The sequence below is a fragment of the Arthrobacter sp. MYb214 genome (assembly GCF_002979865.1).
GTDB lineage: Bacteria > Actinomycetota > Actinomycetes > Actinomycetales > Micrococcaceae > Glutamicibacter.
In genome coordinates this window covers 414,017-428,716 of record NZ_PCPZ01000001.1, presented here as the reverse complement: position 1 = coordinate 428,716, position 14,700 = coordinate 414,017, and the positions used below count along the sequence as shown (strand labels likewise).

The window sequence follows — 14,700 nt, the reverse complement described above, 5'->3', positions numbered from 1 at the left end:
TGGTTACGGCCGAGGCCGCGTGTTTGCCTTAGGAAGGACGCGAGGTCAACCAAATGGTGAAGGCAATGATGATACCCAGACCTGCGGTCCAGGTGAACAGGCCTTCAGCAACTGGACCCAGGGAGCCCAGGGCTGCACCGCCAGCGGAACCATTTGCTTCAATGGTCTTCAGGAAGGTGATAACGTCACGCTTCTCTTCTGGGGTGATGTTCGAGTCGTTGAACACTGGCATGTTCTGTGGGCCGGTAGCCATCGCTTCGTAGATGTGCTTCTCGGATACACCGGTCAGGGTTGGTGCGAACTTGCCGCGGGTCAACGCGCCACCGGCAGCAGCCGCGTTGTGGCACATTGCGCAGTTCACACGGAAGACGGTGCCACCGTGGGCGGCGTCGCCCTGGGTGGTATCCAAGTATTCCTCATCAGGGATCGCTGGGCCTGCACCCAGGCTTGCAACATACGCTGCCAGCTGGGAGATCTGCTCGTCGTCGAACTGTACTGGCTTGACCTGGGCCTGCGGGCCCTGCATCTGCATCGGCATACGGCCGGTGCCGACCTGGAAGTCAACAGAAGCCGCGCCAACGCCGATCAGCGATGGACCGGAGTCAGAGCCTTCGGCATTCATGCCGTGGCAAGTAGCGCAGTTGGCGACGAAAAGCTTCTGACCTTCTTCTACATCGGCCTGCGATGCAGAAGTGGTCTCAGCTGCCTTCGCTTCGCTGATGTTACCGGCTGCAGTGTAAAGACTGCCGGTAATCAGCAATCCGAACAGAAGCAGGGCCACAGCGGCGAGCGGGTGGCGGCGCTTTTTCGAAAGAGCCTTCACTTGCTGGTTCCTCACTTAGTTTCTTTGGTGTGGTGTTGCCGTACTTCTTGTTGAGGCAACTAATGAATTTAAGTTGCTACTTCAAGAAGTAGATGATCGCGAACAGGGCGATCCAAACAACGTCAACGAAGTGCCAGTAGTAGGACACGACGATGGAGCCGGTTGCTTCGAAGTGACCAAACTTCTTAGCCAGCATCGCACGACCAATGATCAGCAAGAATGCAATCAGACCACCAGCGACGTGAATGCCGTGGAAGCCGGTCGTAATGTAGAAGGCCGAAGCGTAGGAGTTCGAGTCGAATGCCACGCCCTCGCTAACGAGGACAGCGTATTCGTAGGCCTGAACCGAAACGAAGATCGCGCCAAGGATGAAGGTAAGAATGAACCATTCAATCATTCCCCATTCCTTGAAGTTGAAAAGCCCACCGGAACGGCGAGGCTTGAATTCTTCGGCACGGAACACGCCTAGCTGGCACGAGAACGAGCTGGACACCAGGATGATGGTGTTAACCAGCGCGAACGGCACGTTGAGCTTGGCAGTTTCAGTCGCCCATAGTTCGGGCGCGGCAGCCCGGAGGCTGAAGTACATGGCGAAGAGGGCGGCGAAGAACATGAGCTCGCTGGAGAGCCACACCATCGTTCCCACCGACACCATGTTTGGGCGGTTCGGCGCATGTGGCGCCGTCGTATTTGGGGCATGAGTCGCAGTTGTCACACTGACATTATGTCTCTAAATGCCCCTCAGATACCAATGCAAAAGCGGGTTGGCAGAGGTTTGTTGCGCCACATCTTGGCAACATCCGCGGAAACATGCGGAAGTACAGAGAAAACTCTTTCTACAATTCGTAGAGCTTCGTCCGGCGAGTCTCACGAAACAATCATTTATGCAACGAAAGTGTTTCGTATTTAACCCCAGAAACTAGGCATTTTTAGCGACCTGAGCCACATCATCTAACGACATGAATTGGGTAGCGCCCCGGTGTCTGGATAGGCTTTCCCATGTGTCAACGAGCCTTGTAAACGAAAAGTTCCCGACGTGGCCAGATCTATTGGCCACCCTGATCAACGGTGGCGATCTCAGCCGCGAACAGGCCGCTTGGGCAATGAATGAGATCATGTCCGGCGAGGCGAGCGACGTTCAGATTGCCGGGTTCCTGGTTGCACTGCGATCCAAGGGTGAGACCGTGGCCGAATTGACCGGCTTGGTGGACTCCATGGTCGCCAATGCGCGCCCTTTGACCATCGATGCACAAACTTTGGACATTGTTGGGACCGGTGGCGATCGCCAGAACACGGTCAACATCTCAACGATGGCCACACTGGTGTGCGCTGGCGCCGGCGTGAGCATAGTTAAACACGGCAACCGCGCATCCTCTTCGTCCTCGGGTTCCGCCGACGTGCTTGAAGCATTGGGCGTCCGCCTGGAGGTACCAATCGAGCGCCTTGTAGAGGTGTACGACAAGGTTGGGATTGCGTTCTGCTTCGCCAACGTCTTCCATCCCTCGATGCGCCACGTTGCCGGAGCACGCCGTCAATTGCGCATACCAACCGCTTTCAACTTCATGGGCCCCTTGACCAATCCCGCATTGCCCAGCGCATCCGCCATCGGCTGCTCCGACATGGTCATGGCACCAATCATGGCGGGCGTTCTTGCAAGCCGTGGCGTGCGTGGCCTGGTCTTCCGCGGGGATGACGGACTGGATGAACTAACCACCACTGCAGCTAACCGCGTCTGGGAAGTGCGCAACGGCACGGTCACCGAGTTCACGTTCGATGCCCAGGACGTGGGATTTGCCCGTGCGACGCTTAATGATCTGCGCGGTGGAGATGCACTACATAACGCAGGGGTTGTACGAGATGTCATCTCCGGGACTCCCGGACCCGTTCGAGATGCGGTCCTCCTGAACGCGGCTGCCGGAATGGTGGCTTACAGCGATACTGCTGAAGGCAGTTTCGAAGATCGCATGCGGGCGGCGATTGGGAAAGCGGCGCATTCCATCGATTCCGGTGCGGCGGAGGCGACCTTGGAAGCCTGGTCCTCAACGACCCAGGCGATCGTAGGCGCGTAGCACCGTCAGATGCCAACAAAGCCGGTCTTTGGTTCGCGATTTTACAATCGCTGAACCGAAGGCCGGCTTTGTTCTTGAAAAGTCCTTAGTCGCCTAGGCCAAGGGAAAAGGCTGCTTCAAGATCATGTTCCGAATATGCGCGGAATGCAATGTGGGTCTGGGTGCCGCGGATGCCTGGAATCTTGGAAAGCTTATTGGCAATGACTTCGGCGAGGTCCTCGTGCTTGTTGACTCGTGCAATTGCAATCAAGTCCCAGTCGCCTGCTACGGAATAGACTTCGCTGATGCCCGAGATTGCGGAGATCTGCTTAGCGCATTCAGGGATACTGTCCGTTGCAGTCTGGATCATGACGAATGCGGTGACCATCACTGTGCCTTTCGGTTCTAACTTGTCGCCTGCCAGGAGGCGACTGATCTGGAATTAACTCTAGTCGAAAAGCAGCGAATGAGAGGCATGGGCGCATCGCCCCGCTTCGCATAGTACAATGATTTTAATTTGTAGATTCGGATACAAAGTTTTACAATTGTTCCATGATTGTGTTGACCATTGACCAGCGGCGTTCACGTTCCACCGAAGACAAGGTGGAGGCTCTAGTCAAGCAAGCTAATGCTACCGTTCCAGTGGTTCGCCCCTTCCAGCGAACCGCCGGCGATGAAGTCCAAGCTGTCTTGGATAACGCCAACGAAGCAATTCGCTTGGCAGTGATGATGGCAGCTTCAGGGGACTGGAGTGTCGGCATTGGCTTCGGGCAAGTTGAAACGCCACTGCCCGAAGAAACCCGTGCCGGACGGGGGCCTGCCTTTGAATATGCTCGTGTCGCAGTTGAGCGGGCAAAGAACACCAATGCGCATCTAGCTGTTCATGGACCGTCGCATGAAGCCACCCGCCTGGAAGCCGAGCTCCAGCTGACTGCCTGCATAGTTTCAAAGCGACGGGCCACGGCATGGGAAGCTGGCACTCTGGCCGATGAAGGCCTGACCCAGCAGCAGATTGCCCAAGAATTAGGAATCACCCAGCAGGCTGTCTCTTCTCGTCTGTCGGCCGCGCTATGGTTTGAGGCGAACCGAATGATGGATGAAGCTGCCAAATCGCTGAACCGACAGCTGAAGATGCTAAAGGAGCAGTAAATGCTTTGGATCGCTTGGGGGAGTCTGAGCCTGGCGGCGTTTGTCTCTTGCATAGCTGCCTACCTTGGCTATGCCATGGGCAAACGAGCTCGTGTCCGCGACTGGCTAGTTGTGGGCTCTGCCCTGTTCGCCATTCTCTCGGCCCTGCTGGCAGTTGCTTCTCAAACTTCGTTAGAGCAGAACGGGCTTTCGCCGGTGTACGCGATCGTCCTGAGTTCCATCTTTGCCATTAGTTTCGGCGGTCCGTTTACGGAACTTGTTTTCCGGCTTGCTGCGAAGAATGATCTCGAGCTCCAAAAGGATGAGTCCGACCCTTCACCGCTTCGAGGCGGGCTGTGGATCGGACTCCTGGAGCGCACGGCCATCGTTGGAAGCCTCTGGGCCGGTTGGCCAGAAGGCATTGCCGTCGTCTTGGCGGTCAAGGGTCTTGGCCGGTTCTCTGAACTGAAAAACCATCGCGCCGCCGAACAGTTTATTCTGGGGACTTTCGCCAGCGGTCTCGTCGCTGCCGGTTCCTACGGGTGCGGCCTGCTATTTACCTAGCCGCTTAGCCACCATCGAGGTAACCAGCCGACGCCCCATCAAGAATGCGCCCAGAACCAGTGTCGCGACGATGATGAAGGGGAGTGCCGCAGTGGAATCCATGCCAACGCGAAGCGCAAGGCCCGCTGCTACGGTCACCACCCAGACCAGTACGCCAACAGGGAAGAGCTTGTTGATCGTGGTCCAAGGCTTGGACAGCAAGGTCACGACGACGTAGGCAACCAAGAACGGCAGGGCGGTCATCAGGATGCCGCCAATGCTCAAGGCATGCTCGTGTTCACGTCGACCGAGCAGGGCGAATAGAACAATGAGAACAACGTCGACAGCCATCCACAGCGGCCACTTACGAATAGAATCCTTCATGTACTCATCATAGGTTTACCCCGGTGTCCGTGAGTAATTCGGCGTTGGCTGGATCGTTGTCGGTTCAGACACAGAAGGTCGCCGTCGAGGCTCGCCCGAATGAGCTCACGGCCATGGTGGCCGCAGCTATTGTTCTAGCATTAGTCCTATGAAGATCTGGCCTGGCAATGCATGGATGCAAACGCACCAGATCGCCCTCTATTTATCCGCGATCACTGCCGGTTGCGTTCTCGGCCTGGCCTTGCCTGCCGCAAGCAAGGGTCTCGAGAACTCGGTTAACCCGTTCCTTGGATTGCTGCTCTACGCTACTTTCCTGGGCATGCCGCTGACCCGTTTTCCGGAGGCCTTCCGGGACACTCGCTTCATGGGTGCACTGTGCGCGGTCAACTTTGCCGTGGTGCCGCTCGTGGCCTTCGGGCTATCGCGAATAGTGGCGGGGGACCAGGCACTGCTCTTCGGCGTGCTGCTGGTCTTGCTAGCGCCCTGCATCGACTACGTTATCGTCTTTACCGGCTTAGCCGGGGGAGACAGCCAACGGTTGCTGGCGGCCACACCGCTCTTGTTGATCTTGCAGATGCTGCTCGTGCCGGCATACCTCTATATATTTGCTGGACCCTCGGCGATCGACGTGATCGTGCCAGCTCCTTTCCTGGGGGCACTGCTGGGACTGATCGTGCTCCCACTGCTGGCAGCAGCACTCACCCAGGCACTCGCCAAACGATTTACCTGGGCAGAGCCCATCGGGGATTGGGCCGACTATCTAATGGTTCCGTTGATGATGGGAACGCTATTTAGCGTGGTGGGCTCGCAGATCTTCACGGTGAGCGCAAGCCTGGGTCAATTAGGGCTGGCCATTATGGTTTTCGCCCTGTTTATCTGCATCATGAATGTCCTTGGATACTCCGCGGGGAAACTCTTCAAGCTGCCCACCGCCTCGCGGCGGGCAGTTACTTTCAGCGGCGTCACACGCAATTCTCTGGTGGTGCTTCCCCTGGCCCTGGCTTTGCCCGCGGAGCTGGAATTAGCTTCTGCCGTGGTCGTTAGCCAGACCTTGGTAGAGCTAATTGGAATGTTGGTGATGGTTCACTACGCACCGAAGCAACGCACCACCAAGTAGTTCGAGCCTTACCCTGCTATGTCCGGATTAAACAGAATTTGCCTGGCCAAGAACACATGGAAGTGACCGGGCCAGGCAAATTGGATTGAGGAGTCAGTGCATTCAGTGATGCCCAGGCGAAAGCAGCCTGCTCCTCATAGAATCCATGATTAGTGCTCGCCACCTGGAGGGCCAATGAAAAGCATGGCCGAGAAGATACCGGCAATAACGACGAATAGCAGGACCGTGGTCAGCGCCGGGCGGGCAACAAGCCAACGCATCGTCGCGTCGGTCCACTTGCGATCATCTGGATGATCGGTTGCTTCGGTACGCCAGGTACCTTCCAGCTTTCCCTTGCGTTCCAGCCACTTGTCGTAAGGAATGGTCAGATATGGGACGACGGCGGTCGCGGCAGCTCCAATGATCAGCGACTTCCTCCAGCGCTGATTCATGCCAATGAGCACAGCCATCGTTGCATAAGTCAGGAAGACAAAGCCGTGGATGAAGCCGGCAATGGATACAGGCCAATCACCAACCTTGACGACGTACTTCAAAATCAATGCGATGATCAGCATCGTCCATGTGACAGCTTCAGCGCGGGCAACTAGACGGTACAGGGCGCTTGGAGACATAGGGTGTTTTCTGTCCTTGAAGGTAGATAGGGGAGTAGTCCGGGAACTCGGTCAAGTACTAGCCTATCTGGCTCCCGGGATACCGCCGACATCCTGCCCTGGAACATGGAGTTCCCGGTTGACGCAGCACCTGCTAGATTTCTAGGCAGGCCCTCGCTGCAGGAAAGGCACCGCATGCACTTGGCCCCAGATGCCCCAATGCGCCTGCATCTGGCAGGATTGCCCCATGATCCACGCAGTAGTTTTCGATTTGGACGGAGTGATCCGCAACTTTCCCGAGGCCGCCACTGCTGACGTTGAAATGGAATATGGGTTGCCATCGGGCACTTTGAACGCGGCGGCTTTCGACCCTGCTCGCCTGGAAGGACTCACTACAGGTAAAATATCTCGTTTGACATGGATCAAGGAGATTGGGAAGAGCATTGGATCCACGGAAGCCGCCAACGCATGGGGTCGCATAGAGCCCGTTGTAGATCGCGATGTGCTGCAGCTACTCGACGATCTACAACGTGCAGGTATCACCACCGCCATTCTCACGAACGGCAGCGACACCATTGACATCGAACTTAAGCGGCAAGGAATCGCCACCCACGTCGCCCGAGTATTCAATTCAGCAAAAATCGGTTATCCGAAGCCAGACCGACGAGCATTTCTGCACGTAATCAATGCTCTGCACCTGTGTGCAAACCAGATCCTCTTTACCGACGATTCCGCCGGGAAACTTGTCGGGGCGACCGATCTCGGGATCCACGCACATCACTTTGCTTCCGCTGCGGATTTGAGGTCGGCATTGACCCGGCGCGGTGTACTCTAGCCGGATCGATCATCGTTTGGAATAACATCGAGGGGAGTGGCAAGAGGAAAGCGCCCTAGTTCTCGAATACCTCCTGATAAACGTCCCAGAATTGATCCATCGAGCGCGGAGCCCCAAGCAGGACGGCCTCCAGATACATGAGATGCGTTTCCCATCCCGCCAAGTAATTCGAGACGCCAACGCTGAGTTTGGAGTGGCTCAGCGCAAGTTCAGCTCCGAAGAGGCTCGACTGCAGAGTCAAACTAACCTCCGACACAGATTCTTCCGGAAACTTCCAGGACATCACGAGGGCGGATGCTGGCTCGACCTGTTCAATCCGGCTTTCGCAGATGTAGTTTTCCGCATGCTCGATCTGCACAGTAGAACCCACGCCAAGGCTTCCAGCGACGTGAGTTCCCAGCCAGAGTGGCAATGCCTGACGATCAATCATTGCGTGCCAAAGCCTGTCGGTCGATACGCCGAAGGACCACCTGAGATCCACAGATCCCGCCGAAGCGTCCGCGAACTTTCGAATGATGGGCATGAAAGGAGCCTGCTTCGATAGACGGGGCAGCCAGCACAAATGGCTGCAGTGAGACCCTGCGTGGGGAGTCGTGGATTTCCATTACTTTACATAATGTAGATTATCGGCTTATTCGCAATGTCGCTGGAAGTAGCCTTATTCGTCCATTTACGCCTCGGATTTCGAAGGCCGCTTACTGCTCAGCTTGTTGACGCTGATCCTGCAAATCCAGCCGGTGCCTCGCGAAGTCCAGGGTCTGCCGAATGAACTCGCGCGATCGCTCGTCATGCATCGAGTAGATGACATGGCGGCCGGACTTCCTCGTTTGCAATACACCGGCTGCTCGCAGCTTGGATAGCAATTGGCCGGCAACCGTTGGACTAACGCCGATCAACTGAGCCAAATCGGACAGGGAAAGATCGTCCATGGACAGCGCCCAGAGCATCTGGAGCCTTGCCGGATCCGACAAGGTTTTGAGTACCGTTGCCGACATGTCCAAAAGATCGCTGGAGACGATCTCGTCTTCAGCCGTTGGGACAATGAATTCGCTGGTCATCTCACGCGCTCCCTCTCCGCATTTCGCCCGCCCTGGTTCGATTCAACTGCTTCAACCCAGCTCTGTGGGTGTGTCCATTATGGCCACGGATCAAGATAAAGCGATAGGTATGCTCAAAATTCACAAGACTAAACAGGCTCGTAGCCATCTTTGGGAACACTCCCCTATTTAAATCATCCGTTTCGAAATAAATCGAAGGCTTCTTGACTAGGCACTTTAACGTCGCCTCGGCACCGCAAGGCATCCCTGCAAGCTGGAATGGTGGCGATTGCATCACAGAAGATTGGCCGCGTCTGCGCTCAGTGGCAAAATTTAGATATGGCTAATCCGTTGCTACGCATTCCCCACGGGAATAAGTACGCTCTTCAGATCCGCGAAGCTCTCAAGCTGCAAGGTATCGAAGTTGACCCGGTTCAGAGTGATCTGATCGACCTTCTAGGACGTACTTTGCGTACGACGATGACGGCAAAGCACCCTGGCGTCTACATTTATGGCCCTCCTGGTCGAGGCAAAACCCTCATCATCAATACCTTGGTCTCGGTGCTGCCTGAAACCACGACAGCGCGCTTCCATTTCCACGAGTTCTTCCAGCGCGTAAATTCCCCGGTCAACCGTGTCCCGGGCCAGCCGCTGGGCGCGATTTTCTCGCAAGGGCTTGAGCGCGAGCTCGCTGGACTGCAGTTGCTGGTCTTCGATGAGTTCCATTGCACCGAACCTGGCGACGCGATGTTCATGGCCAAGCTCATTCGGCATTGCACGGAACACGAGATCCAGCTGGTCACTACGTCGAACTACGGGCCGGAGAAGCTGCTTGACGATGACACTTTCCATCACCTGGTTCAGCCAATTATTGACCGGATCCAACGGGACTTCACTGTATTCTCACTGGATCATTCGGTGGACTACCGACAGCTCGCCGCCGATCCCGAGCAGGTCTTGGACGGGTATCGGAGAGGCACGCTTAATCTCTTCGAAGCACCAGGAGAACTGCCGGTCCACGATACGATGATCCAGATCGGCTACGACGAAATCGGGCCAGTCCACGTGAATGCGGATGAGATCTGGATCAGCTTCGATCAGATCTGCCGAACTCGCCGCAACACTGCCGACTATCTGGATTTGGCAAGCCGGTATTCGCGCTGGCATGTAACCTGCATCCCAGCTAGTGCCACCATGCCAATGGATGAGGAACGCCGACTGGCGAATCTTATCGATATCTTCTACGACAAGAACGTGGAAGTCCATCTGTACGCCGCAGACAATCTGGGCAATCTTGGACACATGCTGCATGACACTGAAAAGGCCCGACTCACCTCGCGCCTGGCTCAACTTCAGCTCAACGAATACGAACGGACTAGCGCTTGCCGATGAACACCGAGTACACCGCACAGGACATCGAGAATATAGTTCGAGAAGTCCTGGAGACTGCAGATGAGAACCTCATACTGCCTATTGTCCAGCTGGGACATCCCGTTCTCCGCCAGCAGGCGGTGGCCTACGAGCAGCAGCTTCCGCAGGAACTGCTCGAAGAACTCCTTGAAGCAATGCGCCAGACCATGTACGACGCCCCTGGCGTAGGACTCGCCGCTCCTCAGGTGGGTATCCCCCTGCAGATTGCCGTGCTCGAAGATCTCTATCCCATTCCGGAGGAAGCTGCCTCGCACAGAGAGCGTGAGCCGCTGGAGTACTTCGAGATCTTCAACCCCGTATATACGGCATCAACAGAGCGCGCGGCAGTCTTCTACGAAGGTTGCCTGTCTTTCGAAGGATTCCAAGGCGTAGTGAGCCGGGCCGCCGATATCACCGCCACTTATAAAGATCGGGACGGCCAGGAAATAACTCGAAGCTTCTCCGGTTGGCAGGCCCGCATTGTCCAGCACGAAACTGATCATCTGTCGGGCACTGTCTATATCGACAAAGCACTTACCCGCTCCTTGATTAACGAATCCGAACTGTGGCGCCATGAAAGCATGGACGTTGCAACGGCACAAGAGGTTCTGAAATTCTAATGTTCTCCGGCACCACGAACGTTACTTGCCCGGTCTGCGAGCAACCCCTTGGCTTCGAGGAATCTCGGGATAGAACCCTGAGTTGCGAAGCCGGGCATCGTTTTGATGCTGCCAAACAGGGTTACTTCAACTTCCTTACTGGCAGAGGAACGAACTTCCTCGAAGACACCTCGGCCATGGTCCAAGCCCGCGATGCTTTCCAGTCAAAGGGACATTATGAGCCTCTGGCGCGCGCGCTGTCCGAGCTGATCAATGATCATCACGACGGACATTCGCTTGACGTGCTGGATGCGGGCGCAGGTACCGGCTACTACCTGGGGAAGATTCTAGAGAACTCTCCTGCTGCTGAACTTGATGCTTTGGCTCTGGACATCTCCCGCTTTGCCATGCGTCGTGCCGCGAAGGTTCCAAGCACGCTCGCTGTGGTCTGGGATGTCTGGCGCAAATTGCCTACTGCCGACCGATCACGCGATGTGGTGATCAACTGCTTCGCACCGCATAACCCGGCAGAGTTCCAACGTGTACTGCGTACTGGTGGATTATGCATTGTCGTGACCGGCGAACCAGATCATCTCAACGAAGTCGTCGACCCGCTGGGCATGCTCACCGTAGGACAGGGCAAGCAAGCCGCCTTGGTGGAAAAATTTGCGGCTGAAGGCCTTAATCATCGCGGATCCAAGAATCTGACATATCGGATGAACCTGAATGCGGACGATCTCTATAACCTTGCATTCATGGGTCCGTCCGGGCACCACCTCTCCCCTGAAATTCTTCATCAGCAGACGCTGGCGTTGGGTTCCCAGCCTGTAACAGCTTCCTTTGGAGTACACGCATTCGTCACGCAGGGCTAGAAGATACCCCAAAATGACTACACCTTTTATCTGCCTTCTACGGCAGAATGTAGGAAAGACCAGTTACGACTGGTCAATGTCCTAACAGAATTTAGGTGAATGCCATGACAACAGCCGAATGGATCATCAGCAACGCTTGGGTGATCTGGCTGGCACTGTTCTTGCTGCTGGCGATCATCGAGATGCTTTCTCTTGATCTCTACTTCATCATGCTCGGCGTAGGTGCCCTTGGTGGTGTAGCGGTCGCACTGCTCAGTGGACCCATGTGGTTGCAGGTCCTTGTATTCTGCGTCATTTCATTGTTGATGATCTTCCTGGTTCGACCTATTGCCGTCAAACATTTACGGAAATCACCCGAGGGCTTCCGCACCAATATCGAGCGATTAATCGGTGCGGATGCACTTATTCTCGAGCCGACCTCGCGCATGTCGGGTTCGGCCAAGATCCGTGGAGAGATCTGGACCGCCCGTGCTGAATCCAGCGTTCCGACCATGAATCCCGGCACCTATGCCGTGGTTTCACGTATCGACGGGGCAACTGCATACCTCACCGCGAAGTCCCCTGACCCTGCTAACGGCTAGCTAGCCTGACGCCCCCAAATTCATCACTACTGCACAAGGAAAGAGAGTACGAACCATGAATTCAGATGGTTTTGGCTTGACTATTGTGCTTGTCGTTCTGGCAATCTTCGTGATTGTCGTCCTACTGCGCAGCGTGCGCATCGTGCCGCAGGCACGTGCTGGCATCGTTGAGCGCCTCGGCAAGTACAACCGAACCCTAAATCCCGGTCTGACAATCCTGATCCCCTTTGTGGATCGCTTGCTGCCGCTGCTGGACCTGCGTGAACAAGTTGTTTCCTTCCCGCCGCAGCCAGTTATTACCGAGGACAACTTGGTAGTTTCGATTGATACCGTGGTCTACTTCCAGATCACCGAGCCGCGTGCCGCGACGTATGAAATCGCTAACTACATCCAGGCCGTAGAACAGCTGACCACCACTACGCTTCGTAATGTCGTCGGTGGCCTGAATCTGGAAGAGGCCCTGACTAGCCGCGACCAGATCAACGGCCAGCTGCGTGGTGTCCTTGACGAGGCAACCGGCAAGTGGGGCATCCGTGTTTCCCGTGTCGAGCTGAAGGCTATCGATCCACCGCTGTCCATCCAGGACTCGATGGAGAAGCAGATGCGCGCCGAGCGTGACCGCCGTGCTGCCATCCTGACCGCTGAGGGCACCAAGCAGTCCTCCATCCTTACTGCCGAAGGCGCACGCCAGGCTTCCATCCTCGAAGCCGAGGGCGATGCACAGGCCGCAATCTTGCGCGCTGACGGCGAGTCCCAGGCCATCCAGAAGGTCTTCGATGCAATTCACGCCGGCAAGCCGGACCATGAGTTGCTCGCCTACCAGTACCTGCAGACTCTGCCGAAGCTTGCCGAAGGCACTTCGAATACCCTGTGGGTGATTCCAAGCGAACTGACCGAAGCACTCAAGGGCATCGGCGGAGCGCTGGGCGGCAACGGATCGGGCAGCAAGCCTGCCACTCCGGAATCGCCATCGGCCCCAGGTAGCAACCTGTAGCAACAGCTGGTTTAGAACCGATTAGCCGTCTGCGGCGAGGTGCATACAATGCACCTCGCCGCAGACGCGTATAATGGATGTTTTGGCACCAAGAATTATCTTCACCTCTAGTCGGAGGGAATTATTTCCGAGTGCCAAACGTTGGTACGTGTAGCGAATTCTTCAATCATCGCGGAGGGAAAACATGAGCGATCGCAGCCTACGAGGCATGCGCCTGGGTGCACAGAGCATGGAATCTGAGGCAGGTGTGGAGCCGGCTGCCCGTCAGCGTGTGGAATACCGTACCGAAGAGGGCGAGACCGTCTTCGTCGTCTTTGCTGCCGAAGCTGAAATTCCAGCAACCTGGCACACCAAGACCGGTAAGGAAGCCAAGCTCGTCCACGGCGAAGCCAAGGCCGAAGAACCGGGCAATGAAAAGCCTGTCCGTACCCACTGGGACATGCTTCTTGAGCGCCGTTCCGAAGAAGAACTGGAAAAGACTCTGGCAGACCGCCTCCAGCAGCTGCGCGCTGCTCGCGGGGAAACTGCCTAATCTCCCCCACGCACGGTTCCATGCTGCCTTAGCATGGCCGTAGGGGCTTGGTTGAGGGCTGGGTTTGATGACCGATGGTTATCAAACCCAGCCCTCACTCTTTTGCCTGTCTGCTATGGGGCTCAAAGACCACGCCCAGTATTTTCAACTGCGTCAAAGAGCCTGCATGAAATTGCGCGGCCAGCGCCGCCGGCCTAAGCAGCTTCGTAGAAGCTATCTTCATCCTGCACAGTCCGCCTTTGGGGCGGTGGGCTGGTTTGTATTTCACTGCCTGCCCGAGACCTGATGATGATTCCTGGTTAAGCGAACTGGCGTGCAACGATCCATCGTTGCACGCCAGTTCGCTTAACCACGGGTATTACTTCTTGGAAGTCAGCTTCTTCCACCGGGCGCCCAAGCCCCAGCGGGTGACATTCCACATTGCTTCGAACACAATGTTGCCGCTCATCTTCGACGCGCCCAGTTCGCGCTCTACGAAGGTCACGGGAACTTCAACGATCGTCTTGCGCAGCATGGCCACGCGGAAGGTCATGTCCACCTGGAAGCCGTAGCCGCGCGACTCAACGGCGTCAAAATCGATTGCTTCCAGGGTTTCGCGCTTGAAGGCGCGGTAGCCTGCGGTGATGTCGCGCAGAGGCAAGCCCAGCATGGTGCGCGAGTAGAAGCTGCCGCCGCGCGAGATGATCTTGCGCAACATTGGCCAGTTCACGACTTCGCCGCCCTTGACCCAACGCGAACCGATTACGAGATCTGCGCCCGCGGCACTGGCTTCCAAAAGGCGTGGAAGCTGCTCTGGCATATGCGAGCCATCGGCATCCATCTCTACCAGTACGTCGTAGTCGCGAGCCAACGCCCATTCGAAACCTGCAATGTAGGCGGCTCCCAGGCCATCCTTGCCGGTACGGTGCAATACGTGGATATTCGAGTCCTCAGCAGCCATCTTGTCTGCAAGTTCTCCGGTGCCGTCAGGCGAGTTATCATCAACGATCAATACATCCGAGTCAGGAACTGCGGTACGCAAGCGTCCTACGGTCAGCGGGAGCGACTCCAGTTCGTTGTAAGTCGGAATGATTGTAATGACGCGCACGCGGCGGCACCTTTCTGGGTATACAACACAAAGCCTCTTGCCTGCTCGGCGTCGACTGCATGGCTTATGCAGGACACCGGGTCGAAAAGAGTTAATCCAAACTCAAAGTATAGTCATCAT

Annotated in this window: 19 protein-coding genes; 11 read left to right on the top strand and 8 right to left on the bottom strand. The window is 56.2% G+C overall.

Translation table 11 applies throughout. The annotated features are described in order from the left end of the window. Nucleotides 1-28 precede the first annotated feature (28 nt). Nucleotides 29-823, bottom strand: a complete 795-nt coding sequence (gene qcrC / locus CQ012_RS01875; RefSeq protein ID WP_105658352.1) for a cytochrome bc1 complex diheme cytochrome c subunit — start codon at nt 821-823, stop codon at nt 29-31. A 76-nt stretch (nt 824-899) separates the two neighbouring features. Next, entirely contained in the window at nt 900-1,538 is a 639-nt protein-coding gene (gene ctaE, locus CQ012_RS01870; RefSeq protein WP_105658353.1) for an aa3-type cytochrome oxidase subunit III, read from the bottom strand. Nucleotides 1,539-1,824: 286 nt separating this feature from the next. Between ctaE and trpD the strand changes: the two genes are divergently transcribed. Beyond that, nucleotides 1,825-2,892, top strand: a complete 1,068-nt coding sequence (gene trpD / locus CQ012_RS01865) for an anthranilate phosphoribosyltransferase (protein WP_105661275.1) — start codon at nt 1,825-1,827, stop codon at nt 2,890-2,892. A gap of 85 nt (nt 2,893-2,977) precedes the next feature. Here the strand turns inward: trpD and CQ012_RS01860 are convergent, their stop codons facing one another. Further along, the gene (locus CQ012_RS01860; RefSeq protein ID WP_105658354.1) at nt 2,978-3,259 is read right to left on the bottom strand and encodes an Lrp/AsnC family transcriptional regulator; all 282 of its coding nucleotides are present in this window, start codon (nt 3,257-3,259) and stop codon (nt 2,978-2,980) included. 164 nt (nt 3,260-3,423) lie between these two features. Here CQ012_RS01860 and CQ012_RS01855 point away from each other — a divergent pair, with 164 nt between their 5' ends. Both CQ012_RS01855 and CQ012_RS17525 read left to right on the top strand, forming a co-directional pair. Then, complete coding sequence (locus CQ012_RS01855; RefSeq protein WP_105661274.1) at nt 3,424-4,020, top strand: sigma factor-like helix-turn-helix DNA-binding protein; 597 nt, start codon at nt 3,424-3,426, stop codon at nt 4,018-4,020. Further along, a complete protein-coding gene (locus tag CQ012_RS17525) occupies nt 4,021-4,563 on the top strand; it encodes a hypothetical protein (protein WP_181148992.1) in 543 nt (180 codons plus the stop codon). It abuts the gene before it with no gap. Here the strand turns inward: CQ012_RS17525 and CQ012_RS01845 are convergent. Next, nucleotides 4,552-4,926 (bottom strand): DUF3054 domain-containing protein, encoded by a 375-nt coding sequence (locus tag CQ012_RS01845; RefSeq protein ID WP_105658356.1) that lies wholly within the window; start codon nt 4,924-4,926, stop codon nt 4,552-4,554. The genes CQ012_RS17525 and CQ012_RS01845 overlap by 12 nt on opposite strands. A 148-nt stretch (nt 4,927-5,074) precedes the next feature. Here CQ012_RS01845 and CQ012_RS01840 point away from each other — a divergent pair, with 148 nt between their 5' ends. After that, entirely contained in the window at nt 5,075-6,043 is a 969-nt protein-coding gene (locus CQ012_RS01840) for an arsenic resistance protein (protein WP_105661273.1), read from the top strand. A gap of 149 nt (nt 6,044-6,192) precedes the next feature. Here CQ012_RS01840 and CQ012_RS01835 read toward each other — a convergent pair whose 3' ends face one another. Then, nucleotides 6,193-6,654, bottom strand: a complete 462-nt coding sequence (locus CQ012_RS01835; protein WP_105661272.1) for a DUF3817 domain-containing protein — start codon at nt 6,652-6,654, stop codon at nt 6,193-6,195. A gap of 226 nt (nt 6,655-6,880) precedes the next feature. Between CQ012_RS01835 and CQ012_RS01830 the strand changes: the two genes are divergently transcribed. Then, on the top strand, nt 6,881-7,468 hold the full coding sequence (locus CQ012_RS01830) for an HAD family hydrolase (protein ID WP_105661271.1): 588 nt from the start codon (nt 6,881-6,883) through the stop codon (nt 7,466-7,468). 55 nt (nt 7,469-7,523) lie between these two features. On the opposite strand, the gene CQ012_RS01825 is transcribed toward CQ012_RS01830, so the two are convergent. Further along, nucleotides 7,524-7,991 carry an SRPBCC domain-containing protein gene (locus CQ012_RS01825; protein ID WP_105661270.1) on the bottom strand — a complete coding sequence of 156 codons (468 nt, stop codon included), beginning with the start codon at nt 7,989-7,991 and terminating at the stop codon, nt 7,524-7,526. A gap of 172 nt (nt 7,992-8,163) precedes the next feature. Then, on the bottom strand, nt 8,164-8,526 hold the full coding sequence (locus tag CQ012_RS01820; protein ID WP_105659237.1) for an ArsR/SmtB family transcription factor: 363 nt from the start codon (nt 8,524-8,526) through the stop codon (nt 8,164-8,166). A gap of 318 nt (nt 8,527-8,844) precedes the next feature. On the opposite strand from CQ012_RS01820, the gene zapE reads away from it, so the two are divergent. The 6 genes from zapE to CQ012_RS01785 all read left to right on the top strand — a co-directional run bounded on the left by zapE (nt 8,845) and on the right by CQ012_RS01785 (nt 13,493). Further along, the gene (gene zapE / locus CQ012_RS01810; protein WP_181148991.1) at nt 8,845-9,897 is read left to right on the top strand and encodes an AFG1/ZapE family ATPase; all 1,053 of its coding nucleotides are present in this window, start codon (nt 8,845-8,847) and stop codon (nt 9,895-9,897) included. Further along, the gene (gene def / locus CQ012_RS01805; RefSeq protein WP_105657851.1) at nt 9,894-10,535 is read left to right on the top strand and encodes a peptide deformylase; all 642 of its coding nucleotides are present in this window, start codon (nt 9,894-9,896) and stop codon (nt 10,533-10,535) included. Before zapE ends, def begins: the two co-directional genes overlap by 4 nt. Continuing rightward, nucleotides 10,535-11,386: a putative RNA methyltransferase gene (locus tag CQ012_RS01800; RefSeq protein WP_105657850.1), complete on the top strand. Its 852-nt coding sequence runs from the start codon at nt 10,535-10,537 to the stop codon at nt 11,384-11,386. Before def ends, CQ012_RS01800 begins: the two co-directional genes overlap by 1 nt. Nucleotides 11,387-11,490: 104 nt before the next feature. After that, entirely contained in the window at nt 11,491-11,967 is a 477-nt protein-coding gene (locus tag CQ012_RS01795) for an NfeD family protein (protein WP_105657869.1), read from the top strand. A gap of 55 nt (nt 11,968-12,022) precedes the next feature. Beyond that, on the top strand, nt 12,023-12,961 hold the full coding sequence (locus CQ012_RS01790; protein ID WP_105657849.1) for an SPFH domain-containing protein: 939 nt from the start codon (nt 12,023-12,025) through the stop codon (nt 12,959-12,961). A gap of 184 nt (nt 12,962-13,145) precedes the next feature. Continuing rightward, the gene (locus CQ012_RS01785) at nt 13,146-13,493 is read left to right on the top strand and encodes an RNA polymerase-binding protein RbpA (RefSeq protein ID WP_105657848.1); all 348 of its coding nucleotides are present in this window, start codon (nt 13,146-13,148) and stop codon (nt 13,491-13,493) included. A gap of 358 nt (nt 13,494-13,851) precedes the next feature. On the opposite strand, the gene CQ012_RS01780 is transcribed toward CQ012_RS01785, so the two are convergent. Continuing rightward, nucleotides 13,852-14,580, bottom strand: a complete 729-nt coding sequence (locus tag CQ012_RS01780; RefSeq protein ID WP_105657847.1) for a polyprenol monophosphomannose synthase — start codon at nt 14,578-14,580, stop codon at nt 13,852-13,854. Nucleotides 14,581-14,700: the final 120 nt, after the last annotated feature.